General features: G+C 65.9%; 28 protein-coding genes. 19 read left to right on the forward strand and 9 right to left on the reverse strand.

Annotated elements, in window-relative coordinates; genetic code table 11:
- Positions 1-15 precede the first annotated feature (15 nt).
- From trxA to G0P99_RS12980, 4 genes are read left to right on the forward strand one after another with little or no spacing between them, the layout of a single operon-like run.
- Positions 16-930 carry a thioredoxin gene (trxA, locus tag G0P99_RS12965; RefSeq protein ID WP_164130437.1) on the forward strand — a complete coding sequence of 305 codons (915 nt, stop codon included), beginning with the start codon at positions 16-18 and terminating at the stop codon, positions 928-930.
- Between the two features lie 27 nt (positions 931-957).
- Positions 958-1,602 carry an LON peptidase substrate-binding domain-containing protein gene (locus tag G0P99_RS12970; protein ID WP_164130439.1) on the forward strand — a complete coding sequence of 215 codons (645 nt, stop codon included), beginning with the start codon at positions 958-960 and terminating at the stop codon, positions 1,600-1,602.
- Positions 1,599-1,787, forward strand: a complete 189-nt coding sequence (locus G0P99_RS12975; protein WP_164130441.1) for a Trm112 family protein — start codon at positions 1,599-1,601, stop codon at positions 1,785-1,787. The genes G0P99_RS12970 and G0P99_RS12975 overlap by 4 nt, the downstream gene beginning before the upstream one ends.
- On the forward strand, positions 1,780-2,541 hold the full coding sequence (locus G0P99_RS12980) for a Stf0 family sulfotransferase (RefSeq protein WP_164130443.1): 762 nt from the start codon (positions 1,780-1,782) through the stop codon (positions 2,539-2,541). The genes G0P99_RS12975 and G0P99_RS12980 overlap by 8 nt, the downstream gene beginning before the upstream one ends.
- A 7-nt stretch (positions 2,542-2,548) precedes the next feature.
- On the opposite strand, the gene G0P99_RS12985 is transcribed toward G0P99_RS12980, so the two are convergent.
- The gene (locus G0P99_RS12985; RefSeq protein WP_164130445.1) at positions 2,549-3,775 is read right to left on the reverse strand and encodes an FAD-dependent monooxygenase; all 1,227 of its coding nucleotides are present in this window, start codon (positions 3,773-3,775) and stop codon (positions 2,549-2,551) included.
- 85 nt (positions 3,776-3,860) lie between these two features.
- Between G0P99_RS12985 and G0P99_RS12990 the strand changes: the two genes are divergently transcribed.
- The 4 genes from G0P99_RS12990 to G0P99_RS13005 all read left to right on the forward strand — a co-directional run bounded on the left by G0P99_RS12990 (position 3,861) and on the right by G0P99_RS13005 (position 10,234).
- Complete coding sequence (locus G0P99_RS12990) at positions 3,861-5,189, forward strand: amidase (RefSeq protein ID WP_164130447.1); 1,329 nt, start codon at positions 3,861-3,863, stop codon at positions 5,187-5,189.
- A gap of 106 nt (positions 5,190-5,295) precedes the next feature.
- Positions 5,296-6,477, forward strand: coding sequence for an aminotransferase class I/II-fold pyridoxal phosphate-dependent enzyme (locus G0P99_RS12995; protein WP_164130450.1), 1,182 nt, complete (start codon positions 5,296-5,298; stop codon positions 6,475-6,477).
- 14 nt (positions 6,478-6,491) lie between these two features.
- Positions 6,492-9,599 carry a DNA translocase FtsK gene (locus tag G0P99_RS13000; protein WP_164130452.1) on the forward strand — a complete coding sequence of 1,036 codons (3,108 nt, stop codon included), beginning with the start codon at positions 6,492-6,494 and terminating at the stop codon, positions 9,597-9,599.
- Between the two features lie 38 nt (positions 9,600-9,637).
- Complete coding sequence (locus tag G0P99_RS13005) at positions 9,638-10,234, forward strand: outer membrane lipoprotein carrier protein LolA (protein ID WP_164130453.1); 597 nt, start codon at positions 9,638-9,640, stop codon at positions 10,232-10,234.
- A gap of 12 nt (positions 10,235-10,246) precedes the next feature.
- Here G0P99_RS13005 and G0P99_RS13010 read toward each other — a convergent pair whose 3' ends face one another.
- Both G0P99_RS13010 and G0P99_RS13015 read right to left on the reverse strand, forming a co-directional pair.
- Complete coding sequence (locus tag G0P99_RS13010; protein ID WP_164130455.1) at positions 10,247-10,837, reverse strand: lytic transglycosylase; 591 nt, start codon at positions 10,835-10,837, stop codon at positions 10,247-10,249.
- A 61-nt stretch (positions 10,838-10,898) separates the two neighbouring features.
- The gene (locus G0P99_RS13015; RefSeq protein ID WP_164130457.1) at positions 10,899-11,780 is read right to left on the reverse strand and encodes an AEC family transporter; all 882 of its coding nucleotides are present in this window, start codon (positions 11,778-11,780) and stop codon (positions 10,899-10,901) included.
- A gap of 84 nt (positions 11,781-11,864) precedes the next feature.
- Here G0P99_RS13015 and hspQ point away from each other — a divergent pair, with 84 nt between their 5' ends.
- A complete protein-coding gene (hspQ, locus tag G0P99_RS13020; protein WP_164130459.1) occupies positions 11,865-12,191 on the forward strand; it encodes a heat shock protein HspQ in 327 nt (108 codons plus the stop codon).
- Between the two features lie 28 nt (positions 12,192-12,219).
- Here the strand turns inward: hspQ and G0P99_RS13025 are convergent, their stop codons facing one another.
- From G0P99_RS13025 to G0P99_RS13035, 3 genes are all read right to left on the reverse strand, one after another.
- Positions 12,220-13,797, reverse strand: a complete 1,578-nt coding sequence (locus tag G0P99_RS13025) for a gamma-glutamyltransferase family protein (RefSeq protein WP_164130462.1) — start codon at positions 13,795-13,797, stop codon at positions 12,220-12,222.
- Between the two features lie 288 nt (positions 13,798-14,085).
- Positions 14,086-14,529, reverse strand: a complete 444-nt coding sequence (locus G0P99_RS13030) for an ATP-binding protein (RefSeq protein ID WP_164130464.1) — start codon at positions 14,527-14,529, stop codon at positions 14,086-14,088.
- Positions 14,530-14,550: 21 nt separating this feature from the next.
- Positions 14,551-14,889, reverse strand: coding sequence for an STAS domain-containing protein (locus tag G0P99_RS13035; protein WP_164130466.1), 339 nt, complete (start codon positions 14,887-14,889; stop codon positions 14,551-14,553).
- A 98-nt stretch (positions 14,890-14,987) separates the two neighbouring features.
- Here G0P99_RS13035 and G0P99_RS13040 point away from each other — a divergent pair, with 98 nt between their 5' ends.
- Entirely contained in the window at positions 14,988-16,160 is a 1,173-nt protein-coding gene (locus G0P99_RS13040; protein WP_164130468.1) for an acetyl-CoA C-acyltransferase, read from the forward strand.
- Between the two features lie 42 nt (positions 16,161-16,202).
- Here the strand turns inward: G0P99_RS13040 and G0P99_RS13045 are convergent, their stop codons facing one another.
- Both G0P99_RS13045 and G0P99_RS13050 read right to left on the reverse strand, forming a co-directional pair.
- Positions 16,203-16,823 carry a LysE family translocator gene (locus tag G0P99_RS13045; protein WP_164130470.1) on the reverse strand — a complete coding sequence of 207 codons (621 nt, stop codon included), beginning with the start codon at positions 16,821-16,823 and terminating at the stop codon, positions 16,203-16,205.
- Between the two features lie 4 nt (positions 16,824-16,827).
- Positions 16,828-17,193 (reverse strand): hypothetical protein, encoded by a 366-nt coding sequence (locus G0P99_RS13050; RefSeq protein ID WP_164130472.1) that lies wholly within the window; start codon positions 17,191-17,193, stop codon positions 16,828-16,830.
- 99 nt (positions 17,194-17,292) lie between these two features.
- On the opposite strand from G0P99_RS13050, the gene G0P99_RS13055 reads away from it, so the two are divergent.
- Both G0P99_RS13055 and G0P99_RS13060 read left to right on the forward strand, forming a co-directional pair.
- The gene (locus G0P99_RS13055; RefSeq protein ID WP_164130474.1) at positions 17,293-17,889 is read left to right on the forward strand and encodes a TetR/AcrR family transcriptional regulator; all 597 of its coding nucleotides are present in this window, start codon (positions 17,293-17,295) and stop codon (positions 17,887-17,889) included.
- Positions 17,890-17,959: 70 nt separating this feature from the next.
- Positions 17,960-18,412: a GAF domain-containing protein gene (locus G0P99_RS13060; RefSeq protein ID WP_164130476.1), complete on the forward strand. Its 453-nt coding sequence runs from the start codon at positions 17,960-17,962 to the stop codon at positions 18,410-18,412.
- On the opposite strand, the gene G0P99_RS13065 is transcribed toward G0P99_RS13060, so the two are convergent.
- A complete protein-coding gene (locus G0P99_RS13065) occupies positions 18,389-18,661 on the reverse strand; it encodes a DUF1294 domain-containing protein (protein WP_164130478.1) in 273 nt (90 codons plus the stop codon). The two genes, G0P99_RS13060 and G0P99_RS13065, sit on opposite strands and share 24 nt — an antisense overlap.
- A gap of 216 nt (positions 18,662-18,877) precedes the next feature.
- On the opposite strand from G0P99_RS13065, the gene G0P99_RS13070 reads away from it, so the two are divergent.
- From G0P99_RS13070 to G0P99_RS13100, 7 genes are read left to right on the forward strand one after another with little or no spacing between them, the layout of a single operon-like run.
- Positions 18,878-19,447 carry an XRE family transcriptional regulator gene (locus G0P99_RS13070; RefSeq protein ID WP_164130480.1) on the forward strand — a complete coding sequence of 190 codons (570 nt, stop codon included), beginning with the start codon at positions 18,878-18,880 and terminating at the stop codon, positions 19,445-19,447.
- A 10-nt stretch (positions 19,448-19,457) separates the two neighbouring features.
- Positions 19,458-20,081, forward strand: coding sequence for a LysE family translocator (locus G0P99_RS13075; RefSeq protein WP_164130482.1), 624 nt, complete (start codon positions 19,458-19,460; stop codon positions 20,079-20,081).
- A 2-nt stretch (positions 20,082-20,083) separates the two neighbouring features.
- On the forward strand, positions 20,084-20,455 hold the full coding sequence (locus G0P99_RS13080; protein ID WP_164130484.1) for a GFA family protein: 372 nt from the start codon (positions 20,084-20,086) through the stop codon (positions 20,453-20,455).
- 9 nt (positions 20,456-20,464) lie between these two features.
- On the forward strand, positions 20,465-22,912 hold the full coding sequence (locus tag G0P99_RS13085; RefSeq protein WP_164130486.1) for an FAD-dependent oxidoreductase: 2,448 nt from the start codon (positions 20,465-20,467) through the stop codon (positions 22,910-22,912).
- Complete coding sequence (locus G0P99_RS13090; protein ID WP_164130488.1) at positions 22,909-23,976, forward strand: alcohol dehydrogenase family protein; 1,068 nt, start codon at positions 22,909-22,911, stop codon at positions 23,974-23,976. The genes G0P99_RS13085 and G0P99_RS13090 overlap by 4 nt, the downstream gene beginning before the upstream one ends.
- The gene (locus tag G0P99_RS13095) at positions 23,973-24,869 is read left to right on the forward strand and encodes a homocysteine S-methyltransferase family protein (RefSeq protein ID WP_164130490.1); all 897 of its coding nucleotides are present in this window, start codon (positions 23,973-23,975) and stop codon (positions 24,867-24,869) included. The genes G0P99_RS13090 and G0P99_RS13095 overlap by 4 nt, the downstream gene beginning before the upstream one ends.
- An 11-nt stretch (positions 24,870-24,880) precedes the next feature.
- Positions 24,881-25,864, forward strand: a complete 984-nt coding sequence (locus tag G0P99_RS13100) for a GlxA family transcriptional regulator (protein WP_164130492.1) — start codon at positions 24,881-24,883, stop codon at positions 25,862-25,864.
- Positions 25,865-25,871 lie beyond the last annotated feature (7 nt).

The following is a 25,871-nucleotide window of genomic DNA, read 5'->3' on the forward strand; positions in this document are numbered from 1 at the left end:
GTAAGGACGCCCGATATGCTTGAACTTGGACAAAAAGCCGCCCCCGCCGCCGATCTGATCAAGGACACGAACGAAGCCACCTTCATGGCTGATGTCGTCGAGGCCAGCCAGACGGTTCCGGTGATCGTGGATTTCTGGGCGCCTTGGTGTGGCCCCTGCAAGACGCTGGGCCCCGCGCTCGAGGCTGCCGTGACCGCCGCCAAGGGTGCGGTGAAGATGGTCAAGATCAACGTCGATGAAAACCAGATGATCGCGGGCCAGATGCGGATCCAGTCGATCCCGACCGTCTATGCCTTCCACAAGGGCCAGCCGGTCGACGGGTTCCAGGGTGCGCTGCCCGCCTCCGAGATCAAGGGCTTCATCGACCGGGTGGTTGCCGCCGCTGGTGGTGAGGCGCCCGGCGCCGCGCTGGACGAGGCGGTTGCCGCTGCCGAAGAGATGCTGGAACAGGGCGCCGCCGCCGATGCCGCCGAAACCTTTGCCGCAATCCTGGGCGAGGAACCCAACCATGCAGCCGCCTATGGCGGTCTGGTCCGTGCCCATATCGCCATCGGCGATCTCGACCATGCCGAGGCGATCCTGAACGGCGCTCCGGCCGAGATCTCGACCAAGCCCGAACTTGAGGCCGCCCATGCCCAGCTGGAACTGGCCCGGCAGGCCGCCAATGCCGGACCGGTGGCAGAACTCGCCGCCGCGGTCGAGGCCGATCCGGCCAACCATCAGGCCCGGTTCGATCTGGCCAAGGCGCTGCATGCCGCCGGTCAGACCGAACAGGCGGTGGCCGAGCTTCTGGACCTGTTCCGCCGCGACCGCGAATGGAACGACGGTGCGGCCAAGACCCAGCTGTTCACCATCTTCGACGCGCTCAAGCCCAACGATCCGATTGTGCTGAACGGGCGGCGCAAACTCAGCTCTCTGATATTTGCCTAATCGCCGAACCGGACTACACTCGGATGCATGATGCAATCCGCTGACCTGCCCGAAACATTGGCCGTCTTTCCGCTGCCCGGGGCGCTGTTGCTGCCCCGGTCCCGGCTGCCCCTGCATGTTTTCGAGCCGCGCTATCTTCAGATGCTCAGCGACGCGCTGAAAACGCCGCAGCGCCTGATCGGCATGGTGCAGCCCAACCCCTGCCGCAGCGACAGTGGCAAGCTGCACCAGATCGGATGTGCCGGGCGCGTGACCCAGTTCTCGGAAACCGAGGACGGGCGTTACATGATCACGCTCACCGGGATCTCCCGGTTCCGGGTCAAGTCCGAAGTCGAGGGCTTCACCCCCTACCGCCGTTGCAATGTCTGCTGGAAAGGGTTCGACCGCGATCTGGAACGCGAATGCGAGGCCGACGCCCGCTTTGCCCGCGATCCGTTCCTGCGCCTGCTCAAACGCTATTTCTCGGCCCGCGATCTGGCGACCGACTGGGAAACCCTGTGCCAGGCCGATGATGAATTGCTGGTCAACTCGCTGTCGATGCTGCTTGACTTCACGCCCGAGGACAAACAGGCCCTGCTTGAGGCACCCTGTCTCAAGACCCGGCGCGAAACGCTGGTGACACTGATCGAATTCGCCCTGCGTGGCGGCCCGGATGAGGACAGACTGCAATGACCGAACCAAATACCGCTTTTGACCGCCGCATGCTCGAAGCGCTGGTCTGCCCGGTGACCCATGGCACGCTGGAATACGACGCCGGGGCGCAGGAACTACTGTCGAAATCCGCCCATCTCGCCTTTCCCATCCGCAACGGTATCCCGGTGATGCTGGTGGACGAGGCCCGCCGCCTGGATGACTGAACCGGCTGCGGCCTACATCCTGTGCGGCACGCCGCGCAGCGGCAGCACCCTTTTGTGCGGCTATCTCACCGACACAGGCGTGGCGGGCCAGCCCGATTCCTTCTTTCGGACCCAATCCATCGACTGGTGGGCGGAACATTGGGGCTTGCCATCGGCGCTGCGCCCGGGAACCGATGCCTTTCTCGGCGCCTATCTGGCCGCCGCGATTGCCGAGGGGCGTGGCGATACCCCCGTTTTCGGCCTGCGCCTGATGCGCGAGAACCTGGGCGATATGTCCGCCGCGCTCGACCGCCTGTTCCCCGGTCTGCCGACCGACGCCGCCCGCATCGACGCCGCCTTCGGGCCGACGCGTTATCTGCACCTGCGCCGCCGGGACAAGCTGGCGCAGGCGATCTCACTCGTCCGGGCCGAGCAATCGGGGCTCTGGCATGTCGCCCCCGACGGGACCGAGGTCGAACGCCTCGCGCCACACCGCGACCCGGTTTACGATTTCGACGCAATAGACCGCGAGGTAAAGGCGCTGGAAGCCTATGAACAGGGCTGGACCGACTGGTTTGCTGCCCAGCGTATCGTCCCGCTTGCTTTCCACTATGAGGATCTGGCGGATACACCCGAACGGGTGCTCTCCGCCATTCTGGACCATATCGGACAGGACCCGGCCAAGGCGCGCGGTCTGGAACCCACGGTTGCCCGCCTCTCCGACGGGCTCAGCGCCGAATGGGCCGCGCGCTATCGCGAAGACGCGGCTCGCTGACCGGGCTTCAGATCGGGCGGCCCTGCATCAGCTTCGGCAAGTCACCGGTCAGCCCCGCCGCCTCGCGCACGAACCCGCGCCGCACCCCGGGCAGTTTTCCCATCAGCCCCATGCCCAGTTCCCGTCCCGCCCGCAGGATCGGATTGTCATTGGAAAACAGCCTGTTGAACACATCGGTCGCCAGCGCCAGCGTGGCCGTGTCGAACCGCCGCCACTGCTGATACCGCTCCAGCACCAGGATCGAGCCGATATCCTCGCCCCGCCGTCGCGCCAGCGTCAGCACCTCGGCCAGCGCACCGACATCGCGCAGGCCCGCGTTCAGCCCCTGACCGGCAATCGGGTGCATCCCGTGCGCCGCATCGCCCACCAGCGCCAGCCGTTCGGCGACAAAGGCATTGGCGATGGTCAGGTTCAGTGGATAGGTAAACCGGGCCCCTTCCAGCCGGATCTCGCCCAGGAAATCGCCAAAGCGCGGGCGCAGGATCTCCAGATACTCCGCCTCGGGCAGCGCGTTGATACGCGCCGCCGCTTCGGTTCGCTCGCTCCAGACGATGGAACTGCGATTGCCCGGCAGCGGCAGGATCGCCAGCGGCCCCGGCGGCATAAAGAATTGATGCGCGATGCCGTGATGCGGCAGCTCATGCGTGATGGCGCAGACCAGCGCCGTCTGGCCATAGTCCCAGCCGGTCCGCTTGATGCCCGCGCGCGCGGCGGTGCCGCTCTTGCGCCCGTCGCAGCCCACCAGCAGCGCCGCCCGCCGGGTCGTCTCGTCGCTCAGCGTCACCGTCACGCCGGTGGCATCGACCTCTTGCGCCACCACCGACACGCCGTTCAACTGGGTGATGCCCGGCGTCGCGTCCATCGCCTCCAAGAGCGCGCGCCGCAGATACCGGTCCTCGACCATATAGCCCATCGGGCCTTCCTCGATCTCGGCATGGTCGAAATGCAGGAAGAAAGGCGACGGCCCTTCGCCCGCATGGCCGTCGGTCACCTTGATCTCTAGCATCGGCTGGGCGTTGTCCGCGACACGCGCCCAAACGCCGATGGCCGCCAGCAAGCGTTGCGAGGCCAGCGCCAGCGCATAGCCGCGCCCGTCGAACCCGGCATCGGCGCGCACCGGCTCGGGCAGCGCATCGACGATGGTCACCGAATGACCGTTTCCAGCCAGTGCCAAAGCCAGCGCCGGGCCGTTCAGCCCACCGCCCACGATCAGAATATCGGATCTCTGTTCCATGACGCGCAATATGCGCCTCGCTACGGGATTGTCCATGTGCAGTCCTGTCGCTACCGTCGCCCTCGACTCGCAGCGGGAGGATGACATGGGCGACTGGCTGAAGATGACGGCAAGCGATCTGGGGCGCGGGATCGGCGCGGGGCGGATCGACCCGGTTGAACTGACCGAGTGTTATCTCGATGCCATCGACGCGCATCCGCACCGCGACGCGATCTATGCCCGCGTCACGCATGATCGCGCCCAGGCCGAGGCCCGCGCCGCCGCTGACCGTGCCAGGCATGGCTTGCGCCGGTCGCTGCTCGATGGAGTGCCAATCAGCTGGAAAGACCTGTTCGACACCGCAGGAACCGGGACCGAGGCAGGCTCGGCCCTGCTCAAGGGCCGCGTGCCCGACACCGATGCGCTGGTTCTGCGCAATGCCACCGCCGCAGGCTCCGTCTGCCTTGGCAAGACGCATATGAGCGAGCTGGCCTTCTCGGGGCTCGGTCTCAACCCGATCACCGCGACCCCGCCCAATGTGCATGATCCGAAATGGGTGCCGGGCGGCTCCTCCTCGGGTGCTGCCGCCTCGGTCGCCTTCGACCTTGCCGCCTCCAGCATCGGCTCGGACACCGGCGGTTCGGTGCGCATCCCGTCCGCCTGGAACGACCTTGTGGGCCTCAAGACAACTTCGGGCCGGATCAGCCTCGAAGGCGTGGTGCCGCTCTGCCTCAGGTTCGACACCATCGGCCCGCTGGCCCGTTCGGTCGAGGATGCGGCCGAGGTTCTGGCCCTGCTTGAAGGCGGCAAAGCCGCCGACCTGCGCGGCGCCTCGCTGTCGGGCAAGCGGCTGGCGGTGCTTCAGACCGTGGCGCTCGACGATCTACGCGATCCACCCGGAGCGGCTTTTGACACCGCCGTGCGCAAACTGTCCAAGGCCGGGGCCGAGATCGTGCCGCTGCATATCCCCGAACTGGCCGATGCCATGCCGCTGTCGCCCGTGCTCTATACCGGCGAGGCCTATGGCCTCTGGCGCGACGTGATCGAGGCCAATCCCGGCGCGATGTATGCCGAGATTCTGGAGCGGTTCCGCGCCGGGCGCAATTTCACGGCGCCCGATTATGTCGCCGCCTGGGCCAAGCTCGATGCAGCCCGTGCCGCCTGGGACATGGCCACCGCCGGGTTCGACGCGGTTCTGGCGCCGACCGCGCCGATCATGCCGCCCGACCGTGACCGGCTGATGCAGGATCATGACTATTACGTGAGCGAGAACCTCTTGGCCCTCCGCAACACCCGCATCGGCAACCTCATGGGGCTCTGCGCGCTCAGCCTGCCCACCGGCACGCCGGGCTGCGGCTTGATGCTGATGGGGCGCCCGGACTGTGAAGAGGCGCTGCTGCGTACCGGTGCCGCCGCCGAGCGCGCCTTGGCCTGAATGCCACAATTCCCTGCCATGGCAACGCTTTGTCTGGACGCAAGCGGGGTTCATCTGTAATTTGGTCTCAAACGGGGCGCGATGATCCCGAGACGAGGCAGACCAGATGAATTTCCCCGATCGGTTTTCGAACCTACCGGCCTATGCGTTCCCGCGCCTGCGCGCGTTGCTCGACCATCATGCGCCGGGCGGCGAGGTCGTGCATATGACCATTGGCGAGCCCAAGCACGACTTCCCGGCCTGGGTCACCGATGTCATCGTCGAAAACGCGCATCTGTTCCAAAGCTATCCGCCGAACGAGGGCTCGCCCGCCCTGCGCGGGGCAATCTGCGACTGGATCGCCCGCCGCTATGGCGTGACGCTTGACCCCGAACAGAACGTGATGGCCCTGAACGGCACGCGCGAGGGGCTCTATAACGCCGCCATGGCGCTGTGTCCCGAGCAGAAGAACGGCCAGCGGCCCATCGTGCTGTGTCCGAACCCGTTCTATCAGGTCTATATGGTCGCCGCGATTTCGGTGGGCGCCGAGCCGCATTTCGTGCCCGCCACCGCCGCCACCGGCCATCTGCCCGACTATGCCAGCCTGCCCGCCGAGGTGCTGAACCGAACCGCCGTGGCCTATATCTGCTCGCCCGCCAACCCGCAGGGGGCCGTGGCCAGCCGCGATTACTGGGCCGAGCTGATCGGTCTGGCCGAACAATACGATTTCCGCATCTTCGCCGATGAATGCTATTCCGAGATCTACCGCGACGCGGCCCCCACCGGCGCGCTGACCGTGGCCCGGGACATGGGCGCGCATCCCGAACGGGTGGTGCTGTTCAACTCGCTGTCGAAGCGGTCGAACCTTGCCGGTCTGCGCTCGGGCGTGATCGCGGGCGGGCCGGAAACGCTGAAACATGTCAAACAGCTTCGCAACTACTCCGGCGCCCCGCTGCCTGGCCCGCTTCAGGCCGCCGCCGCGCGGGTCTGGGCCGACGAGGCGCATGTCGAAGAAAACCGCGCGCTCTATCAGGCGAAATACACAGTCGCCGATCATGTCTTTGCCGGGGTGCAGGGCTACATGCCGCCCGAGGCGGGGTTCTTCCTCTGGCTGCCGGTCGACGATGGCGAGGCGGCGGCGCTCAAGGTCTGGCGCGAAACCGGCGTCCGGGTTCTGCCCGGCGCCTATCTGGCACAAGGTAAACCGGGGCAGAACCCGGGCGAGAGTTACATAAGGGTCGCAATGGTGGCCCCAAAAGAAGAATTGCAGCGCGGGCTGATCAAGCTGCGCGACTGCATCTATGGCTGAGGTTCGAGGGTAGCATGGCATCATACAACGCACGCAGTCGGGATCCGCTTCTGGACAGCAACCTGCAAGCCGCGATCGAGCGGCGCGGGAAAGAGTTGCTGGGCATCGCGCTGATCGTTCTGGGTCTGATTGCCGCTGCCATGGTCGGCTCCTATACGCCGGATGACCCGAACTGGATGGTCTCGACCGATGCGCCGGTTCAGAACTGGACCGGCCGTATCGGCGCCTCGATTGCCGCGCCGCTCTTCATGATCGTGGGCTGGGGCAGCTGGGGCCTGCCGCTGGTGTTGATCGCCTGGGGCCTGCGCTTTGCCGTGCACCGGGGCGAAGACCGCGCCGTTGCCCGTCTGATCTTCATGCCGATCTGGATCGCCGTCGTGTCGATCTATGCCGCCACCCTGGTGCCAGGCCCGGAATGGCGCGCCACCCACAGCTTTGGCCTGGGCGGCCTGTTCGGCGACACGGTGATGGGCGCGATGCTGACGCTGGTGCCGGTCAGCTCGCATCTGATGGTCAAACTGACATCGCTGGCCATGGCGGCGGGGATGCTGGCGCTTGGCGTCTTTGTGCTGGGCTTCACCTGGCCCGAGGTCAAGCAGGGCGCGCGCCGCGTGCTGGTGGGGCTGATCCTGATGTATGGCGGGCTGATGACCCTGCTGGGCCGCAGCGCGACCGCCTCGCTCAGCGCGGCGCGGGCCTACAAGGAAACCCGCTCCGAACGCCGCGCGTCCGCGCGCCTGGCCGCGCAAGAGGCCGCCGCCCTGGCGGTACAAGAGTACCCCGAGGAAGAAGAACTGGTCGAAGACTTGCCGCCACCTCCGGCCGCGGTTCAGAAACCTTCGTTGCTGGCCCGTATGCCGACGCTGATCCGACGGTCCGAACCGATGCCGCAACCCGAACTGGTCGAACCCGTGCCGGTCAAGGGATACGACACCATGCCAGGCGCCGACCGCATCCAGTCCAAGATCGCCGCCGCCGTCCGCAGCCGCAAGGAGGCGACCGGCGTTGTCGCTCCTGAACCCGATCCGGCCCGTCCGCTGACCAAGGGGCGGGGCCGTGGCCCGGACCCGCTTGTGCTCAACACCAAGCGTCACGGCGACCTTCCGGCCGAACCGCCGGTCACCGCGCGCGCGCCACAACCTGTCGCGCAGGCCGCGGCGCGCTCCCCGTCGCTCGGACCGGCGGTGCCGCAGGCCCGCACTGCACCGGTCGAACCGCAGGTTCGCGTCACTCCAACTGAACCGCAGGTTCGCGTCACCCCAACCGAACCGCAGGTTCGTGCCAGCTTCGAACCGCAGTTGCGCGCCGCGCCCACGCCGGTACAGCCCCAGCGCCATGCCGAACCCGTCCTGATGCCCGAATGGGTCGAGGATGAGGTGACCGATCACTTCGATGCTTTCGAACCGGCCGATCACGTCCCTTCGGAGCCCTTGCCGCAAGCGCATCCCCAGCCGCGCCAGCCTGCACCGCAGCCGATGGCCAACATCCCCGCCGCGCAGCCGCGCAAGGCGGTGGTTGAACAGCCGCTGCGCCGCAGCTTCGCCCCCTCGCGCCGTGCCCAGGCCGAGGCGCAACCGGCGTTGTCCTTCGACGACAGCGCCGCGGCGTTTGAACTGCCGCCGCTCAGCCTGCTGATGAACCCCACCACGATCCAGCGTCACCACCTCAGCGACGAGGCGCTCGAAGAAAACGCGCGCATGCTGGAAAACGTGCTGGACGACTATGGGGTGAAGGGCGAGATCGTCTCGGTCCGCCCCGGCCCGGTTGTCACCATGTACGAACTGGAACCGGCGCCGGGCCTCAAGGCCAGCCGCGTCATCGGTCTGGCCGACGATATCGCGCGTTCGATGTCGGCGCTGTCGGCGCGGGTCTCGACCGTGCCGGGCCGCTCGGTCATCGGTATCGAATTGCCCAACGAACACCGCGAAAAGGTGGTGCTGCGCGAAATCCTCGCCTCCCGCGATTTCGGCGACAGCAACATGAGCCTGCCCTTGGCGCTGGGCAAGGATATCGGCGGCGACTCGGTCGTGGCAAACCTTGCCAAGATGCCCCACCTGCTGATCGCGGGCACCACCGGTTCGGGGAAATCGGTGGCGATCAACACCATGATCCTGTCACTGCTTTACAAGCTGACGCCCGCCGAATGCCGGCTGATCATGATCGACCCCAAGATGCTGGAACTCTCCGTCTATGACGGTATCCCGCATCTCCTCTCCCCCGTGGTGACCGACCCGAAAAAGGCCGTCGTCGCCCTGAAATGGGTGGTGGGCGAGATGGAGGACCGCTATCGCAAGATGTCCAAGATGGGCGTCCGCAATATCGAAGGCTTCAACGGCCGCGTCCGCGAGGCGCTGGCCAAGGGCGAGATGTTCAGCCGCACGGTGCAGACCGGCTTTGACGACGAGACCGGCGAACCCGTGTTCGAGACCGAGGAATTCCAACCCATCCCGCTGCCCTACATCGTGGTTATCGTCGACGAGATGGCCGACCTGATGATGGTCGCGGGCAAAGAGATCGAGGCCTGCATCCAGCGTCTCGCCCAGATGGCGCGCGCCTCAGGCATTCACCTGATCATGGCCACCCAGCGCCCCTCGGTCGACGTGATCACCGGCACGATCAAGGCCAACTTCCCCACCCGGATCTCCTTCCAGGTGACCTCCAAGATCGACAGCCGCACCATCCTGGGCGAGATGGGCGCCGAACAGCTCCTGGGCCAGGGCGACATGCTGTACATGGCAGGCGGGGCCAAGATCACCCGCTGCCACGGTCCCTTTGTCAGCGACGAAGAGGTCGAGGAAATCGTCAACCACCTGAAACAGTTCGGCCCGCCGGACTATATCGGCGGCGTGGTCGAAGGCCCGGACGAAGACAAGGCCGACAATATCGACGCGGTGCTTGGGCTGAACACCGGCGGCAACACCGAGGGCGAGGACGCGCTTTACGACGCCGCCGTGGCCATCGTGATCAAGGACCGCAAGTGCTCGACTTCGTATATTCAGCGGAAACTTGCCATCGGCTACAACAAGGCCGCCCGCCTGGTCGAGCAGATGGAGGACGAAGGCGTTGTTTCACAGGCCAATCATGTGGGCAAACGCGAAATTCTGGTGCCGGAACAGGGGTGATCTTTTCCGGCGCCCGGCGAATGCTTATCTGAGGTGACATGAAACGGATTGCACTCGCTCTTGCGCTGACCCTGGTCGCGCCGGCGGCCTGGGCGGCGGACAAGCTGCCCCTGGCCGAGATCTCGACCTATCTGAACGGTCTGAAAACCGTGCAGACCACCTTTACCCAGATCAACGATGACGGCTCGCTCAGCACCGGCAAGCTCTGGCTGCAACGGCCGGGCCGGATGCGGTTCGAATACGACCCGCCCGACCGCTCGGTGGTGCTGGCCAAGGGTGGCACCGTGATCATCCACGACCCCAAGTCGAACCAGCCGCCGGAACAATACCCGCTGAACCGCACGCCCTTGTCGATCGTGCTGGCGCGAACGGTGGACCTGGACCGGGCCAATATGGTGGTGGGCCATGCCTTTGACGGCACCGCCACCGTTGTCACCGCGCAGGACCCGGAAAACCCCGAATACGGCCGGATCGACCTCATGTTCACCGACGCGCCGGTCGAGCTGCGCAAATGGGTGATCCATGATGGCGCCGGGTCGCGCACCACGGTGATCCTCGGCCCGCTGACCAAAGGCAACAGCCTGAACCAGAACCTGTTCATCGACGGTCAGCCCGGCGTTTCCGCCAGCCGCTGACCGCCGGCCCGTTCAGTAGCGGAACTTGCGGCAGCTCGACAGCTGCCCGCCATACATGTCGGCCCGTGCCGCCACCTGGTCAGCAACACGCAGCAGCCACGACTTGGCCCTGTGCGAGCCGCGCGCATATCCGGCGTGGCCTTCGTGATAAGCCAGGTACTGGTTGCGCGCGTCGGTCAGCGCGATGCCGTTTTTCTCGCGAGTCTTGTTCATGTACCAGCCGATGAAATCCGACGCGTCCTTGATCCGGTCGCGCTTGGCGCCGCGGCGCCCGGTTTCTTTGCGGTACTGATCCCAGGTGCCATCCAGCGCCTGGCTGTACCCAAAGGCGCTGCTCTGCCGCCCGACCGGAATCACCCCCAGTACGAACTGATGCGGTGTGCGCGCATCGCCGCGATAGCGGCTTTCGTAATAGATGGTGGACATCTGCACATGCACCGGCACGCCCCATTTGCGCTCGGTCTGCTTGAATGCCTTCATGTATTCCGGGCGCTGCGCCGCAATGCTGCACGCATCGTCCAGGTTGCTGGGCGGCGCCTTGGACCCGCCGCTACACGAGCCAAGCACCAGCACTGCCGCCAGTGTAAACAGAGATCTGCTCATCTGCCTCTTGCCTTTTTTCTTGTATTCTAACGCATCCGACGATGCGATGGAATCACATTCGCTAGAGCACCAGCGCCAGAACCAGCGGCAAGGCGGCGACCGAAATCAGGGTCGAGACCATGACCATACCAGCCACGGTATCGGCATCCGCCTCGAACCTTTCGGCCAGCACATAGGACGTGACCGCAACTGGCGTGCACATCTGCACCACCAGCACGCCGAACGCGACGCCTTCCAGCCCCATGCCCAGCGCCACTGCCCAGCCCAGAGCAAAACACAACGCCAGCTTGACCAGCGACAGGATCACCGCGCGCGACACTTTGTGCGTGCTTAGCCGGGCAATCGCCACGCCCAGCGTGATCAGCATGAGCGGCACCGCCATCTGCCCGATCAGCTCCATCGCATTGGGCAGAAACCGCGGCGTCTGCCAGCCCTGCCACAGGAACAGAGCGCCAAGCAGCGTCGACCAGACCATCGGCTCGCGCACCACCTTGGCTAGCGACCCGCGTCCCGCAACCACGTGGATACCATAGGAAAACGACCAAAGCGCCGAGACCGAGAAGAACACGATGGCATAGCCCAGCCCGGTCTCGCCAAAGGCAAAGATGCACAGCGGCAGGCCCAGATTGCCGGTATTGCCGAACACAAGCGGCGGCAGATAGGTCCGCCGGTCCAGCCCCAAAGCGCGCAGGCCCAGTTCGACGACCAGCGACAACACCAGGACCGCGCCGATCACCGCCACCGCAAAACGAACCAGGTCGCCGCCGGGGATCTCGGTCTTGATCAAGGCTGTGAAGATCAGGCAGGGCACAGCAAGCGTCGTGGCCAGCCGGGTAACGAACTGGGTGCGGTACTCGAACCCCATCCGGACCCAGCCAAACCCGACCGCCGCCAGCAGAAAGACGGGCGCCACGATCTCGATCACTGTCACGGTAAGGTTCACAGACTGTTTCCCTTAATTTTCGATCAATTGTTGGACATGGACGGGTGATTAGCGGTACAAGCAATGCTCAGGGGCTGAAAGACAATGTTGAAAACGCACGCCAAATATCATTTGGGGCAAGTGGTGCGCCATCGGAAACACCCGTTCCGCGGTGTGATCTTCGATGTCGACCCGGAATTTGCCAACACCGAAGAGTGGTACCAGGCCATCCCCGAGGATAGCCGGCCGCTGAAGAACCAGCCGTTCTATCATCTTTTGGCCGAGAACGATCAAAGCTATTACGTGGCTTATGTTTCCGAACAGAACCTTGTTGTGGACTATTCCGGCGAACCGGTGGACCACCCGGACATTCCCGACATGTTCGGGCCGTTCCAGGATGGCGCCTATCCCTTGCATTTCCAGTTGAACTGATCCTGCCCGCCTGCCGGGCAGGACCGTTTCAGTAGCCCAGCGCACAGCCGTCCTTGCGCGGATCGCTGCCCGCTGTCAGCACCCCGTCAGCCCCGATTCGAATCGCCTGCGCACCGCCCAGCGGCTCTTCGGGGATGATCACCTTGTGGCCCATCCCGATCAGCGCCTGCCGCACGTCATCGGAATAGCCGCGTTCAACCTTCAACACCCCCGCATCGGCAAAGGCGCGCGGCATGTCGATGGCGGCCTGCGGATCCATCCCGAAATCCACCAGGTTCGAGGTGAACCGCGCGTGCCCGGTCGGCTGATAGGCGCCACCCATCACGCCAAAGGGCATCTCGACCCGGCCATCCCGGCACAGCATGCCCGGAATGATCGTGTGCATCGGCCGCTTGCCGCCCGCCATCTCGTTCGGGTGGCCCTCTGTCAGCGTGAATCCCGCGCCCCGGTTCTGCATCAGGATGCCGAATTTCTGCGATGCGATACCCGAGCCGAACCCGTGGTAGATGGAATAGATCAGCGACACCGCCATCCGGTCGCGATCGACCACGGTGATATAGATCGTGTCCTTGTGCACCGCCTCGGTCAGCGGCGCGGCCGCCGCCATGGCGCGCTTCGGGTCGATCAGCGCCGCCAGCCGCGCCGCCGTTTCCGGCGCCAGCATGTGATCCAGACGCGTGGTGTGGTCCGGGTCGGCAATGAACCGGTTGCGCGCGTCATAGGCCAGCTTGGCGGTCTCGGCTTCGATATGAATGCGCTGGGCGCCCAGCGGGTCCATCCCGGCAATGTCGAAATGTGACAGGATGTTCAGCATCAGGATCGCCGTCGCGCCCTGGCCGTTGGGCGGATGCTCGACCAGGTCGACCGCGCCATAAGATCCCGCCACCGGATCGGTAGGGGTACAGGCGGTGGCGGCGAAATCCTCGACCGTATGCACCCCACCAAGCCCGTTCAGCGCGGCGACCATGTCCTCGGCCACTTCGCCGGTGTAAAACGCATCGCGGCCGTCGCGCGCGATCCGGCGCAGCACCTCTGCTTGCCCAGGTGCTGCAAACATCTGCCCCGGTTTCGGGATCGTGCCACCGGGCAGGAACCAGTCCCGCGCCGCGCCCTGCAAAACCTCGGCATCGCTGACCCAGTCCGCCGCCACCCGCTGGGCAACGGGCACGCCCGCCTCGGCATAGCGGATCGCCGGGTCCAGCACCGCGTCGAGCCCGATGCGCCCCTCGGTCTCACACAGATGACAGAACGCGTCGATGGCGCCGGGTATGGTGACCGCCTCGGGCCCGGTCAGCGGCACCGCCGCCAGCCCCCGCGCCCGCAGCGCGGCGGCGCTGGCCGCCGCAGGCGCCCGGCCCGACCCGTTCATCGCCCGCACCGTGGTTTCGCCGGGCCGGTTGTAAAGCACGAAACAGTCGCCGCCGATCCCGGTCATCTGCGGCTCGCAAATGCCCAGCAGCACCGCGCCCGCAATCGCCGCATCCATCGCGTTGCCGCCGCGTTTCAGGGTTTCGATCGCCGTCTGGGCCGCCAGCGGGTGCGAGGTGGCGCACATCCCGGTCGTGGCAAAAACCGGCGATCTGCCGGGCAAGTGAAAATCGCGCATCGGGTTGGTCTCCTTCAAGTCCCGCCGACATTAATCCGGGCGCGGGCGAAGTCCAATCCGAAGCACAAACGGCGCCCGTGACCGGGACAGGGCAAGGCATCGAAAGGGGAAAAAGGGCGTCTGGCCTGGTACGCCCCTGGCATATAGTCCTCGACGTTGCGCACTGGGTGGGGGCTGTAACGCGCAACGTCGAGGGAAGCCATATGCAGCTACAGGTTCTGTATGTCCCCGCATTGCGGCACGAATTCGGATCAATTGCGGCCAGATTGAGGCATTTTCCACTTTCGGTCAGGCATCCGGCTTTTCCGGCAGATCGAACCTGAGCCACAGCAGGTTCTTGTCGCCGCGGCGTTCGTACTTGATCTCGGTCGCAAGTTGCCGAATCAGAAACCAGCCGAATCCCCCTTCGGGCAGATCTGCCGGTTCGGCGGGTTCCCCGCTTGGCAGATCGCCGCCCGGCATAGGGCGGCCGCGGTCATGGATACGAATCTCCAACCGGCCGGCGCGCAGATGGCAACTGACATGGATCTGCCCCGCCTCGACACCGGCATAGGCATGCTCGACCACGTTGTTTATGGCCTCGGCCAGCGCGATCTCGACATCGCCGGTCCGCTCTTCCGAAATCCCTTGCTGGCGAAGTTGTCCGGCAATGGCACGGATTCCCTCCCGGGCTTCCAGATCGTTGGCGCTGAAAGTCACGAGGAACCCTGCCCGATCCGTATCCAGGTTCACGCTGTCAATCTCCCCAACAGGTCACTTTTGCCGCGCGGTCAAGGCCTCGTCGAGCGTGGCAAAAAGGTTGAAGACGGTATCCATGCGGGTCAGGCGGAACACCTTGTCGACCACCGGCGTCAGGCCCGCCAGTTCCAACCGCCGGTCGCCGCCCAACTGCTTCATCGACGCAACGATGGCCCCCAGCCCGCTGGAATCGATGAACTTCACCTGCGACAGATCCAGCACGACCCGCTGCGGTCCGGCTTCGGTTTCGCTGCGCATGTCCTCCTTGAACTGGATCGCCATCGCTGCGTCGATCCGCTCGACATTGACGGCAATGATCCGTGTGTCACCGGAATCGGTACTGGTCAGACACATACTCCCACTCCTCGGGTGGCTACTTTTCGCCGCACGAGGGTAGACGGCAATTCTTACCATTCGGTATTCAGGCACAGAGCTTTCCTCAGGAGGACAGGATGAAAGAAGTTGTCATCGCCGGTGCTGCGCGCACACCGATGGGCGGGTTCCAGGGCATGTATGACGGCGTCAGCGCCGCCGAACTGGGCGGCGCCGCGATTCGCGCCGCGCTGGCCGGGGCAGGGGCCGCCACCGTGGACGAGGTGCTGATGGGCTGCGTCCTGCCCGCCGGTCAGGGCCAGGCCCCCGCGCGCCAGGCCGGTTTTGCCGGGGGTCTGGGCGAAGAGGTGCCCGCCACCACGCTCAACAAGATGTGCGGCTCGGGCATGAAGGCGGCGATGATCGCCTTTGACCAGATCGCGCTGGGCCACACCGACACCATGATCGCGGGCGGGATGGAGAGCATGACCAATGCCCCATACCTCTTGCCCAAGATGCGCGGCGGCGCCCGCATCGGCCATGGCCAGGTGATCGACCACATGTTCCTCGACGGGCTTGAAGATGCCTATGACAAGGGCCGCCTGATGGGCACCTTTGCCGAGGATTGCGCCGAGCACTACCAGTTCACCCGCGAGGCGCAGGACGAATATGCGCTGCGCTCGCTGCAAAACGCGCTGGATGCCCAGGCCTCGGGTGCCTTTGACGGCGAGATCGCCGCCGTCACCGTCAAGACCCGCAAGGGCGAGGTGGTGACCGATGCCGACGAACAACCCAAGAGCGCCCGGCCCGACAAGATCCCGACGCTGAAACCCGCCTTCCGCAAGGATGGCACCGTGACCGCGGCCAATGCCTCGTCGATCTCGGACGGTGCCGCCGCCCTGGTGCTGGCCTCGGCCGAGGCCTCCGCCGCCCAGGGTCTGACCGTGCGCGCCCGCATCCTCGGCCATGCCAGCCATGCACAGGCGCCGGGATGGTTCACCACCGCCCCGGTTCCTGCCGCCAGAAAACTGCTCGCCAATATCGGCTGGAGCGTCGAGGATGTGGACCTGTGGGAGGTCAACGAGGCCTTTGCCGTGGTGCCGATGGCCTTCATGCATGAACTGGGCCTGTCCCGCGACAAGGTGAACGTCAACGGCGGCGCCTGCGCGCTGGGCCATCCGATCGGCGCTTCGGGCGCGCGGATCATGGTGACGCTGCTCAATGCTTTGGAAAAGCGCGGGCTGAAACGTGGAGTCGCCGCGATCTGCATCGGTGGCGGTGAAGGCACCGCCATCGCCATCGAGCGGGTCTGACCCTTTTGAATTGTGGCGCGCCGGAGCGATCCGGCGCGTTCCTCAGACCTCGGCGCGGCGCATCAGGGCCAGCGACCCGGCAACCCCGATCATCGCCAGCCCACAGAACCGGCCTAGCCATTGGGTTGCCACGCGCCCGCCCTGGTGCCGCGAACAGGCGCCAACAGCGGCATAAAGGCTCATCACCAGCAGATCGGTCGCCACGAAGAGGGCGGCCAACACCAGATACTGCCGCGCCGCAGGCTGGGTGGGGTCGATGAACTGCGGCAAGAGGGCGGCAAAGAACAGATAGCCCTTGGGGTTGGTCACCGCGACCAGAAAGCTGCGGCGAAAAATCATCGCGGCGCGCTCCTGCGGGGCGCTCTCCATCGTGCCGGGCTGCGCCGCCCCCCGCAACAGCCGCAACCCGAGATAGGCGAGATAGGCCACGCCTGCCCATTTCACCAACCCAAACAGCAGGGCCGAGGCACTCAGCACCGCCCCCAGCCCCAGCGCCGCCGCCGTGATCAGCAGGACATCCGACAGGGCCGCTCCGACAATCCCCGGCACCGCGCCACGCATGCCGCCCCGCGCCCCGTTGCCCAGCGCCAGCAAGACTGTCGGTCCGGGGGTGGCGATGGCGGCCAATGCGGTCAGCAGGAAACCGGCAAGCATCAGCTCCATCAGCTCAGGCCCCTTGCCGCGACAGTGCAGGGAACAGGCGCACCAGCACCGTGATCGCGGCCAGTTGTGCAGCGATCACGGCGGGCCAGATCAGCGGGAACTGCGGGTCGAGGTATTTCTGCGGCCCGAACGAGACCAGCGCGCCGAGGGTGGCGAGCAGGGCCAGCACCCGCCCGGCGCGGCTCTCTCCCAGCACAATCGCCGCAATCGCCGCCGAGACCGAGGCGCCGATGAACGGCCCGATGCCGAAAAGCGGTGTCGCGATGGGTGGGTGCGGCGGCACCTCGGCATAAAGCGAAGACAGCATGATCAGCTGCAACAGGATCAGTACCACAAGGGCGGCAAGGCAGGGGCGGTCGGTCTGGGTCATGTCTCTCTCCTGAGTTAGTTACCGAGAAGCGTAATCATGATTACGGTTGCGAGTATCCGTAATCATGATTACGGTGCGCGTCAAGCGAAAGGAAACCCGATGAAGGATGACAGCCGCACCGACCGCCAACAGCAGATCGAGGAAGCCGCCTATGCGCTGCTCGAACAAAAGGGTTATGCGGGCACCTCGATGCAGGGGATCGCACGGCTGGCGCGCGCCTCGAACGAGACGCTCTACAGCTGGTATGGCGACAAGCAGGGCCTGTTCCGGGCGCTGGTGATCCGCAACACCGCCGAGGTGCGCGCGCAACTGGAGGCCGATCTGGCCGCCGACCGCCCGCCCCGCGACACCCTGACCGCCTTGGGACCCCGCCTGCTGTCTCTCCTGCTGGGCGACCGGGCGGTGGCGCTGAACCGTTCCGCCGCCGCCGACCCCAGCGGCGAGTTGGGCGCGCTGATCGCCCAATCGGGCCGCGACAGCGTGATGCCGCTGATCGTGCAGGTGCTGGAGGCGGCGCGGGCCGAGGGCCTGTTGCGTTTCGACGATGCCGGGGCGGCGGCGGGTCTTTACCTCGATCTGCTGGTGGGCGACCAGCAGATCCGCCGGGTAATCGGCCGCCTGCCCGCACCGTCCGAGGCCGCGTGCCAGGCCCGCGGGGCGGCAGCGGTCACGCATCTGTGCCACCTACTGGGCTAGCGCGCCTCTTGCCTTTGCCCGCGCGCCACGCGATAGGCTTGTTTCACGCCACTCCCAGCGGAGCCTTGCCATGACCGTTGACTACAACATCCTCGCCAAGACCATCGCCGCCCTGACCGAGGGCGAGACCGATCCGGTGGCGCTGATGGCGACGGTCACCTGCGAGGTGCATCATTCGGACGACCGGTTCAACTGGACCGGCTTCTACCGGGTAACCGAGCCCGGTGTACTCAAGATAGGCCCCTATCAGGGCGGCCACGGCTGTTTGCGCATCCCGTTTGACAAGGGCGTCTGCGGGGCTGCGGCGCGGACTGGAGAGGTGCAACTGGTGCCGGATGTCGATGCCTTTCCCGGCCATATTGCCTGCGCTTCTTCGACCCGGTCGGAACTGGTGCTGCCGGTGTTCGACGGGACCGGCGCGCTGATCGCGGTGTTCGACATCGACAGCGACCTGCCGGATGCCTTCACCGAAAAAGACGCCGCCGCGCTGGGCGCGATCCTAGAGCAGGTCTTTGCCCAGTAGGATCACCAGAGCGGTGATCTGAAACAGCACGATCGACCACAGCCAGCGGCCAAAGGGCTGCTTGCGGGTCTTGTGCCGGAACAGCCACCGCGACAACAGCGCCGCCGGGCTGCCGCCAAGCGCGGACAGCCAGAGCAGCAGATGCTCCGGCACCCGGCCCCGGTTCCACCGCGCCGAGAGCTTGTCCCAGGCAAACAGCGCCACCGTCAGCCCGTTGAGGACCCAGAGATAGAGGATCGCGTTCCACATGGGCGGGTCATACCGGGGGATCCAGCGGAGGTGCAAGAACCCGCGGGCAAAAAGGGGGCGCTGCCCCCGCCGCCGCAAAGCGGCGACTCCCCCGGAGTATTTGTTGCAAAGTGAAGGGGCTTTCTGGCGGTTCATGAAATTTTTGTTGAGAATTTCACGAGAATCACGGCATCATGAAATTCTAGGGTGATTTTTCACGAAGCTTGGGAGGCGCCAGTGAATACGCAAGCCCCGTCCAGCGCGACGCTTGGCGCCGATCTGCGCGCCCTGCGCAAGGCGCGTGGCCTGACGCTGAGCGAGATCGCGGCTCGGCTGGGGCGGTCTGTCGGCTGGCTGAGCCAGGTGGAGCGCGACATGTCCGAACCCTCGATCTCGGACCTGCGCCAGATCGCGGGCTGCCTGGGTGTGCCGATGTCGATGCTGTTTGCCCATGCCGCCGCCCCGGCCGAGGAACAGGGATATGTCGTGCGGGCAGGCGCGCGGCGCCCGATGGGTTCCGGCGAGGAGGGGCTGATCGAAGAGCTGCTGTCGCCGGATCTGACCGACGATTTCGAGATGGTGCATTCCACCTTTGCCCCGCGGTCGCGGATGCAGACCCCGGCCAACCGCCCGACGCAAGAGGTGGGCTACATGCTGTCCGGGCGGCTGGAGCTGACCATCGGCGGGCGCCAGTTCTCGGTCGGGCCGGGCGACAGTTTCCGCATCCGCCATGAACCCTATCAATGGGCCAACCCCCATGACGAACCCGCCGTGGCCGTCTGGGTGATCGCCCCCCCGGTCTATTGAGGGCGCTGGCATGAGTTTCGAAGCCTGGACCATATTCGCGCTGTTCTGGATCCTGTTCGCCGCCACGCCGGGGCCGAACGCGGTCAACTGCATCTCGAACGGGATGAGCCTGCCCTTTGGCAAGGCGCTGTTGGGGGTGCTGGCGATCCTGACCCAGGCGAGCGCCTTTCTGCTGCTCTCGGCCCTGGGGGTAACGGCGCTGATCACCGCCTCGCCCACCCTGTTTCTGGTGGCCAAGCTCGCGGGGGCCGGGTTCCTGATCTGGCTGGGCATCCGGGGCTGGCGCAGTGCCGCCAAACCCGTGCCCACGGCCGTGCGCCCGGCGCGCCATGTCTATCTGCATGCGCTGGCCGTCGCGACGCTCAACCCCAAAAGCGTGGCGGGCTACCTCGCCGCGTTCTCGCAATTCGTGCAGCCGGATGTGCCGATCTGGCAGCAGATGGGGGTGATCATGCCGACGGCGCTGATCATCACCGCGCTTTGCTACACCGGTTTCACGCTCTTGGGCGCGCTCATGGGTCGCGCGGCGCTGGGCGCGGTGTTCAGCACCTGGCTGCGCCGGGTCATGGCGCTTTGTTTCATCATCTATGGCGTGTTGCTGGGCACCAGCGCCGCGCCCGCAACAAGGGGATGACCATGATCAAAGGTTCCTGCCTGTGCGGCGATATCCGCTACGCGACCAAGGCCGAACCCCAGGGCGCCTCGATGTGCCATTGCGGTCAGTGCCGGCGGCAATCGGGCGGCATCTGGTCCTCGGCTTTTGTGCCCGAGGCCGACCTGACCATCACCGGCCCGGTCAGCTGGTTTGCCGCCAGCGACAGCGCCAAACGCGGCTTCTGCGCCCGCTGCGGCGCGTTCCTGTTCTGGAAGGCCAATGACGAGGACACGATCAGCTTTTCGCTTGGCTCTGTCGATGGCCCCACCGGCCTGCGCCTGACCAAGCACATCTTTGTCGCCGACAAGGGCGACTATTACGACATCGCGGACGATGCGCCGCACAAGGACTAGGGAGTGAACATGTCCGATTTTCCCAACAAGGCCCGCGTGGTCATCATCGGCGGCGGTGTGGTGGGGGTGTCCTCGCTCTATCACCTGGCGAAAAAGGGCTGGACCGACTGCGTTCTGCTGGAAAAGAACGAGCTGACCGCGGGCTCCACCTGGCATGCGGCGGGCAACGTGCCGACCTTTTCGACCTCGTGGTCGATCATGAACATGCAGCGCTACTCGACCGAGCTTTACAGCCGTCTGGGGGCCGAGGTCGATTATCCGATGAACTACCACCAGACCGGCTCGATCCGGCTGGCGCATACACGCGAGCGGATGCAGGAGTTCGAACGCGCCGCCGCCATGGGCCGCTATCAGGGGATGGATATCCGCATCCTTTCCCCAGATGAGATACAGGACCACTATCCGTTCATCGAGACCCACGACATCGTCGGCGCGCTGTTCGATCCGCATGACGGCGATATCGACCCGGCGCAGGTGACCCAGGCACTTGCCAAGGGCGCCCGTGACATGGGCGCCAAGATCATCCGCTTCTGCCCCGCGACCGGCGTCACCCAGCAGCACGACAACACCTGGATCGTGCATACCGACAAGGGCGACATTGCCTGTGACTACGTGGTCAATGCCGCAGGCTATTATGCCCAGCGGGTCGGCGAATGGTTCAAGCCTTATGGCGGGCGCACCGTGCCGATGATGGTGATGAGCCATCAGTATCTGCTGACCGAACAGATCCCCGAGCTTGAGGCTTGGTCCAAGGAGAATGGCCGCAAGCTGCCTCTGCTGCGCGACGTGGACGTGTCCTATTACCTGCGGCAGGAAAAGAATGGCATCAACATCGGCCCGTACGAGCCCAACTGCCGCGCGCATTGGGACAGCGACACGGACCCGATGCCCGACGATTTCAGCTTCCAGCTCTGGTCCGACGATCTGGACCGGATCGAGGATATCGTCGCCGACGCGATGGAACGCGTGCCCGTCACCGCCACCGCCGGTGTCAGCCGCATCATCAACGGCCCGATCCCCTATGCCCCCGACGGATTGCCGCTGATCGGCCCCATGCCCGGCGTGAAGAACGCCTTCGAGGCCTGCGTCTTCACTTTCGGCATCGCCCAGGGCGGCGGCGCGGGCAAGGTGCTGGCGGAATGGATCGTCGATGGCCAGACCGAATGGGACATGTGGTCTTGCGATCCGCGCCGCTATACCGATTACACCGATCACGACTACTGCGTGCAAAAGGGGATGGAGGTTTATGGCAACGAATATGCCATGCACTTCCCCTGGCACCGCTGGCCCGCAGCCCCCGACAAGAAACTCTCGCCGGTGCATGACCGGGTCAAGGCGCAGGGTGGCGTCATGGGCGTTTACAACGGCTGGGAACGCGCCAACTGGTTCGCGCAGCCGGGCGATGACACGTCCGAGGAAAGCACCCACACCTGGGGCCGCTCGGGCCCGTGGGAGCAACGGATCAAAGAGGAATGCGGGGCCGTGCGCGACCATTGCGGCGTGCTCGACCTGCCCGGCTTCTCGCGCTTTCTGGTCAAGGGCGCAGGCGCGGCTGAGGCGCTGCGCGGCCTGATCACCGGCGGCCTGCCCAAGGTGGGGCGGATGAACCTGGTCTATATCTCCGAAAGCCGCGGCCGCATCCTGACCGAGATGTCCTGCATCCGGTTGGGCGAGGACGAGTTCGTCATGATCACGGCGGCCACCGCGCAATGGCACGACCGCGATATCCTCCTGGGCGCCATGCCCGCCGGGGTCACGGTCGAGGATGTGACCACCACCCGCGACACGCTGATCGTCACCGGCCCGAAATCGCGCGAGATCCTCGCCGGGCTGTCGGACGCCGACCTGTCGCAAGGCTGGCTGACGCATCAGGCCGCCACCGTCGCAGGCCAACCCGCCCTCCTGATCCGGGTCTCCTTTGCCGGGGAACTTGGGTGGGAAGTGCACGCGCTCAACGAGCACATGCCCGCAATCTATGACGCGATCCTTGCCGCCGGGGCCAAACCCTTCGGCATGTGGGCGCTGAACAGCTTGCGGATGGAAAAGGGCTATCGCGCGTGGAAGGGCGATCTGTCGACTGACTACTCGATGCTCGAAGGCGGGTTGGAACGCTTCGTCAAGCTCGACAAGCCGCAGGATTTCCCGGGCAAGGCCGCGATCCTGGCCGAGAAACAGCGCGGGGTGAAGAAGAGCTTCGTCACCCTTCTGGTCGAGGCCGGAGATTGCGACGCGCCCTATATGTCCTGCCTCTGGCATGACGGGCAGATCGTGGGCGAGACCACCTCGGGCGCCTGGGGTTATCGCATCAACGCCAGCGTGGCGCTGGGCATGGTACGCGCCGATCTGGCGGTGCCGGGCACCGAGTTGGAGGTAGAGATCTACGGGCAGAAATGCCGCGCCGTGGTGCAGCCCGACGCCCCGCTTTGGGATCCGGAAAACGAGCGGTTGCGCGCATGACCATCCCCGCCACCATGTCCGGCGTCCAACTGACCCGTCACGGCGGGCCAGAGGCGCTGGCGTGGTGCGATGACATCCCCGTTCCGGCCCCCGGGCCGGGGCAGGTTCTGGTCCGGGTGCGTGCCGCCGGGGTCAACAACACCGACATCAACACGCGGATCGGCTGGTATTCCTCGGATGTGACCGGCGCCACCAACAGCGGCGAGACCGGAGAGGCGGGCGGCTGGGCCGGGGCGCTCAACTTCCCCCGCATCCAGGGCGGCGACCTCTGCGGCCGCATTGTGGCGCTTGGCGCGGGCGCGACCGGCTGGACCATCGGCCAGCGCGTCACCTGCCAGATCAACCTGCCGCGTCCGACACCCGACAACCCCTTCGGCTTCGTGGCCCTGGGCTCGGAACTGGACGGCGCCTTTGCCGAATACTGCCTGCTTGATGCGGATGACCTTTTCGACGTCACCGCCTCGCCGCTCTCGGACGTGGAAATCGCCGCCATGCCCTGCGCCTATGGCACCGCCTGGAACCTGCTGGCGCGCTGCGGCGTGGAGCAGAGCGAGGCGGTGCTGATCACCGGCGCCTCGGGCGGCGTGGGGCTGGCCGCCGTGCAACTGGCCGCGTATCTGGGCGCAACCGTGACCGCGATGACCGCGCCCGCCAAGGCCGATGCCGTCACCGCCGCCGGGGCAAAAACCATCCTGGGACGCGACGACACGCCCCCGCCCGCCCGTTTCGACCGGGTGATCGACGTGGTCGGCGGCCCGCTCTGGCCCGACCTGATCCGCGCCCTGAAACCCGGCGGGCATTATGCCGTCTCGGGCGCCATCGCCGGGCCCATGGTCAGTGCCGATCTGCGCCAGATCTACCTGCCCGACATCACCCTCCACGGCGCCACCTACCAACCGCGCGCGGTCTTTGCCGACCTGATCGCCCTGATCAATGCAGGCGCCATCCGTCCGCTGGTTTCCGCCACCTATCCGCTCCACCAGATCTCCGAGGCACAGGCCGAATTCATGACCAAACGCCTGCCCGGCAAGATCGTCCTCATTCCGCCACAGGAGGCCGCATGACCGACATTACCCTGCTTGATGGCTCCATCGGCCAGGAACTTGTCAAACGCGCGGGCAAGCGCCCGACACCGCTCTGGTCCACCTCTGTCATGCTCGAGGCGCCCGACCATGTCGGCGCCGTGCATCGCGATTATTTCGACGCAGGCGCCACCATCGCCACCACCAACACCTATGCGGTGCTGCGCGACCGGCTGGAACCGGCCGGGATCGGTGACCGGTTCGAGGCGCTGATCGACACCGCGCTGGCCCAGGCCGACACTGCCCGCGCCGCGCATGGCACGGGCCGCATCGCAGGCGCGCTGGGGCCGCTCGGCGCCTCCTACCGCCCCGATATCTGCCCTCCACCAGAAGAGGCCGAGGCGCTTTATGCCGACAGCGTGCGCGCGATGAACGACCGGGTCGACCTGTTCCTGATCGAAACCGCCGCCTCGGTCGCCCAGGCCGAGGGCGCGCTCCGGGGTGCGTCCATCGGCACCAAACCCGTCTGGCTCTCGGTCACCGTGATGGATGACGACGGCACCCGCCTGCGCTCGGGCGAAGGGGTGGGCGAGTTGGCCGCCATTGTCGCGCAATACCAGCCCCAGGCGGTTCTGGTGAACTGTTCCCGGCCCGAGGCCATGGCGGCCGCCCTCGACATCATCGCGGGCTTCGGCCTGCCCTTCGGCGCCTATGCCAACGGCTTCACCCGCATCACCGAAGGGTTCCTCAAGGACCGCCCCACGGTCGAGGCGCTCACCGCCCGCGTCGACCTGACGCCCGAGGCCTATGCCGATTTTGCCATGCGCTGGGTCGACCAGGGCGCCACCATTGTCGGCGGCTGTTGCGAGGTCGGCCCCGCCCATATCGCGCATCTGGCCCAGCGGCTGCGCGCCGCCGGGCACACCATCGTCTGAGGACCCCCGCCATGACGGCCAAACGCAACCTGCGTCTGGTGAACCCGGACAAGAAGATCTGGCAATTCGACGTGATCGTCGCCCCCGGCTTTGTGCTGACCGAGCTTGCGGGCCTCGTCGATGTGCTGCGCATCGCCAACCGGGTCTGCCCCAATCCGCCCTTTGCCTTCACCTACCGTTCCCTGCGCGGCGGCCTGATCGAAAGCAGCAGCGGCGCGGTCGTGGCGACCGAGCGGGTACCAAGCCAGCCGCAGGCCGACTACCTCTTTGTCATCGGCAACACCGACCCCGACCAGCCCGATCTGTCGCTGGGCCGCGTGGTGCAGGACTATACCTTTCGCGGCGCACAGGTGTTCCTGCTGGCCGAGGCCGCGAGCCGCTATATCAACGAACGCGGCAGCGCCGATCTGGCCACCCACTGGGAAAACGCGGCCTTTCTGCGCGAGCGCGGCGCGCGCTTCGACGCGCGCTTTTCCATCGCCACCCAGCAGGGTCCGGTGATCACCTGCGCCGGAATGGGCGCCACCGTCGACGTGGCGCTCTCGGTCATCGGGCGGCATATCTCGGGACCGGCCAAGATGACCGTGGCCGATATCATGCTGCACGAACACATCCGCGATTTCGGCTCGATGCAGCCGGTGTCCGGCCTCAAGACCAGCGCCACCGGCGACGATGCGCTCGACCAGTGCATCAAGACCATGCAGGCCAATATCGAAGACCCCCTGCCGATCAACGAGATCGTCGCCGCCCTTGGCCTCTCGAACCGCTCGCTGGAGCGCAAGTTCAAGACCTATCTCGGCACCACGCCCAACAACTTCTACCGCGAGATGCGGCTGGCCAAGGCCAATACCCTGCTCTTGAACACCACGCTCAGCGTCCGCGAGATCGGCCTCGCCTGCGGTTTCCCCAACGGCTTCTCGGCGGTCTACAAAAGCTTTTACGGCATCACCCCCTTTGCCCTCAGACGACAGAAACGGACCGCCGCGCAGCGGTGATTTTTGC

Source organism: Ruegeria sp. PrR005 (assembly GCF_010500245.1).
GTDB classification, from domain to species: domain Bacteria; phylum Pseudomonadota; class Alphaproteobacteria; order Rhodobacterales; family Rhodobacteraceae; genus Ruegeria_B; species Ruegeria_B marisflavi.

What these genes read in the sequence shown, in the direction of transcription:
- G0P99_RS13085 (WP_164130486.1), top strand. Translation starts at nt 20,465, where the DNA reads ATGTCCGATTTTCCCAACAAGGCCCGCGTGGTCATCATCGGCGGCGGT.
- G0P99_RS13095 (WP_164130490.1), top strand. Translation starts at nt 23,973, where the DNA reads ATGACCGACATTACCCTGCTTGATGGCTCCATCGGCCAGGAACTTGTC.
- hspQ (WP_164130459.1), top strand. Translation starts at nt 11,865, where the DNA reads ATGTTGAAAACGCACGCCAAATATCATTTGGGGCAAGTGGTGCGCCAT.
- G0P99_RS13060 (WP_164130476.1), top strand. Translation starts at nt 17,960, where the DNA reads ATGACCGTTGACTACAACATCCTCGCCAAGACCATCGCCGCCCTGACC.
- G0P99_RS12995 (WP_164130450.1), top strand. Translation starts at nt 5,296, where the DNA reads ATGAATTTCCCCGATCGGTTTTCGAACCTACCGGCCTATGCGTTCCCG.
- trxA (WP_164130437.1), top strand. Translation starts at nt 16, where the DNA reads ATGCTTGAACTTGGACAAAAAGCCGCCCCCGCCGCCGATCTGATCAAG.
- G0P99_RS13090 (WP_164130488.1), top strand. Translation starts at nt 22,909, where the DNA reads ATGACCATCCCCGCCACCATGTCCGGCGTCCAACTGACCCGTCACGGC.
- G0P99_RS13045 (WP_164130470.1), bottom strand. Translation starts at nt 16,823, where the DNA reads ATGGAGCTGATGCTTGCCGGTTTCCTGCTGACCGCATTGGCCGCCATC.
- G0P99_RS13075 (WP_164130482.1), top strand. Translation starts at nt 19,458, where the DNA reads ATGAGTTTCGAAGCCTGGACCATATTCGCGCTGTTCTGGATCCTGTTC.
- G0P99_RS13010 (WP_164130455.1), bottom strand. Translation starts at nt 10,837, where the DNA reads ATGAGCAGATCTCTGTTTACACTGGCGGCAGTGCTGGTGCTTGGCTCG.
- G0P99_RS13035 (WP_164130466.1), bottom strand. Translation starts at nt 14,889, where the DNA reads ATGTGTCTGACCAGTACCGATTCCGGTGACACACGGATCATTGCCGTC.
- G0P99_RS13000 (WP_164130452.1), top strand. Translation starts at nt 6,492, where the DNA reads ATGGCATCATACAACGCACGCAGTCGGGATCCGCTTCTGGACAGCAAC.
- G0P99_RS12970 (WP_164130439.1), top strand. Translation starts at nt 958, where the DNA reads ATGATGCAATCCGCTGACCTGCCCGAAACATTGGCCGTCTTTCCGCTG.
- G0P99_RS13025 (WP_164130462.1), bottom strand. Translation starts at nt 13,797, where the DNA reads ATGCGCGATTTTCACTTGCCCGGCAGATCGCCGGTTTTTGCCACGACC.
- G0P99_RS13100 (WP_164130492.1), top strand. Translation starts at nt 24,881, where the DNA reads ATGACGGCCAAACGCAACCTGCGTCTGGTGAACCCGGACAAGAAGATC.
- G0P99_RS13040 (WP_164130468.1), top strand. Translation starts at nt 14,988, where the DNA reads ATGAAAGAAGTTGTCATCGCCGGTGCTGCGCGCACACCGATGGGCGGG.
- G0P99_RS13005 (WP_164130453.1), top strand. Translation starts at nt 9,638, where the DNA reads ATGAAACGGATTGCACTCGCTCTTGCGCTGACCCTGGTCGCGCCGGCG.
- G0P99_RS12990 (WP_164130447.1), top strand. Translation starts at nt 3,861, where the DNA reads ATGGGCGACTGGCTGAAGATGACGGCAAGCGATCTGGGGCGCGGGATC.
- G0P99_RS13065 (WP_164130478.1), bottom strand. Translation starts at nt 18,661, where the DNA reads ATGTGGAACGCGATCCTCTATCTCTGGGTCCTCAACGGGCTGACGGTG.
- G0P99_RS12980 (WP_164130443.1), top strand. Translation starts at nt 1,780, where the DNA reads ATGACTGAACCGGCTGCGGCCTACATCCTGTGCGGCACGCCGCGCAGC.
- G0P99_RS13055 (WP_164130474.1), top strand. Translation starts at nt 17,293, where the DNA reads ATGAAGGATGACAGCCGCACCGACCGCCAACAGCAGATCGAGGAAGCC.
- G0P99_RS12985 (WP_164130445.1), bottom strand. Translation starts at nt 3,775, where the DNA reads ATGGAACAGAGATCCGATATTCTGATCGTGGGCGGTGGGCTGAACGGC.
- G0P99_RS13050 (WP_164130472.1), bottom strand. Translation starts at nt 17,193, where the DNA reads ATGACCCAGACCGACCGCCCCTGCCTTGCCGCCCTTGTGGTACTGATC.
- G0P99_RS13080 (WP_164130484.1), top strand. Translation starts at nt 20,084, where the DNA reads ATGATCAAAGGTTCCTGCCTGTGCGGCGATATCCGCTACGCGACCAAG.
- G0P99_RS12975 (WP_164130441.1), top strand. Translation starts at nt 1,599, where the DNA reads ATGACCGAACCAAATACCGCTTTTGACCGCCGCATGCTCGAAGCGCTG.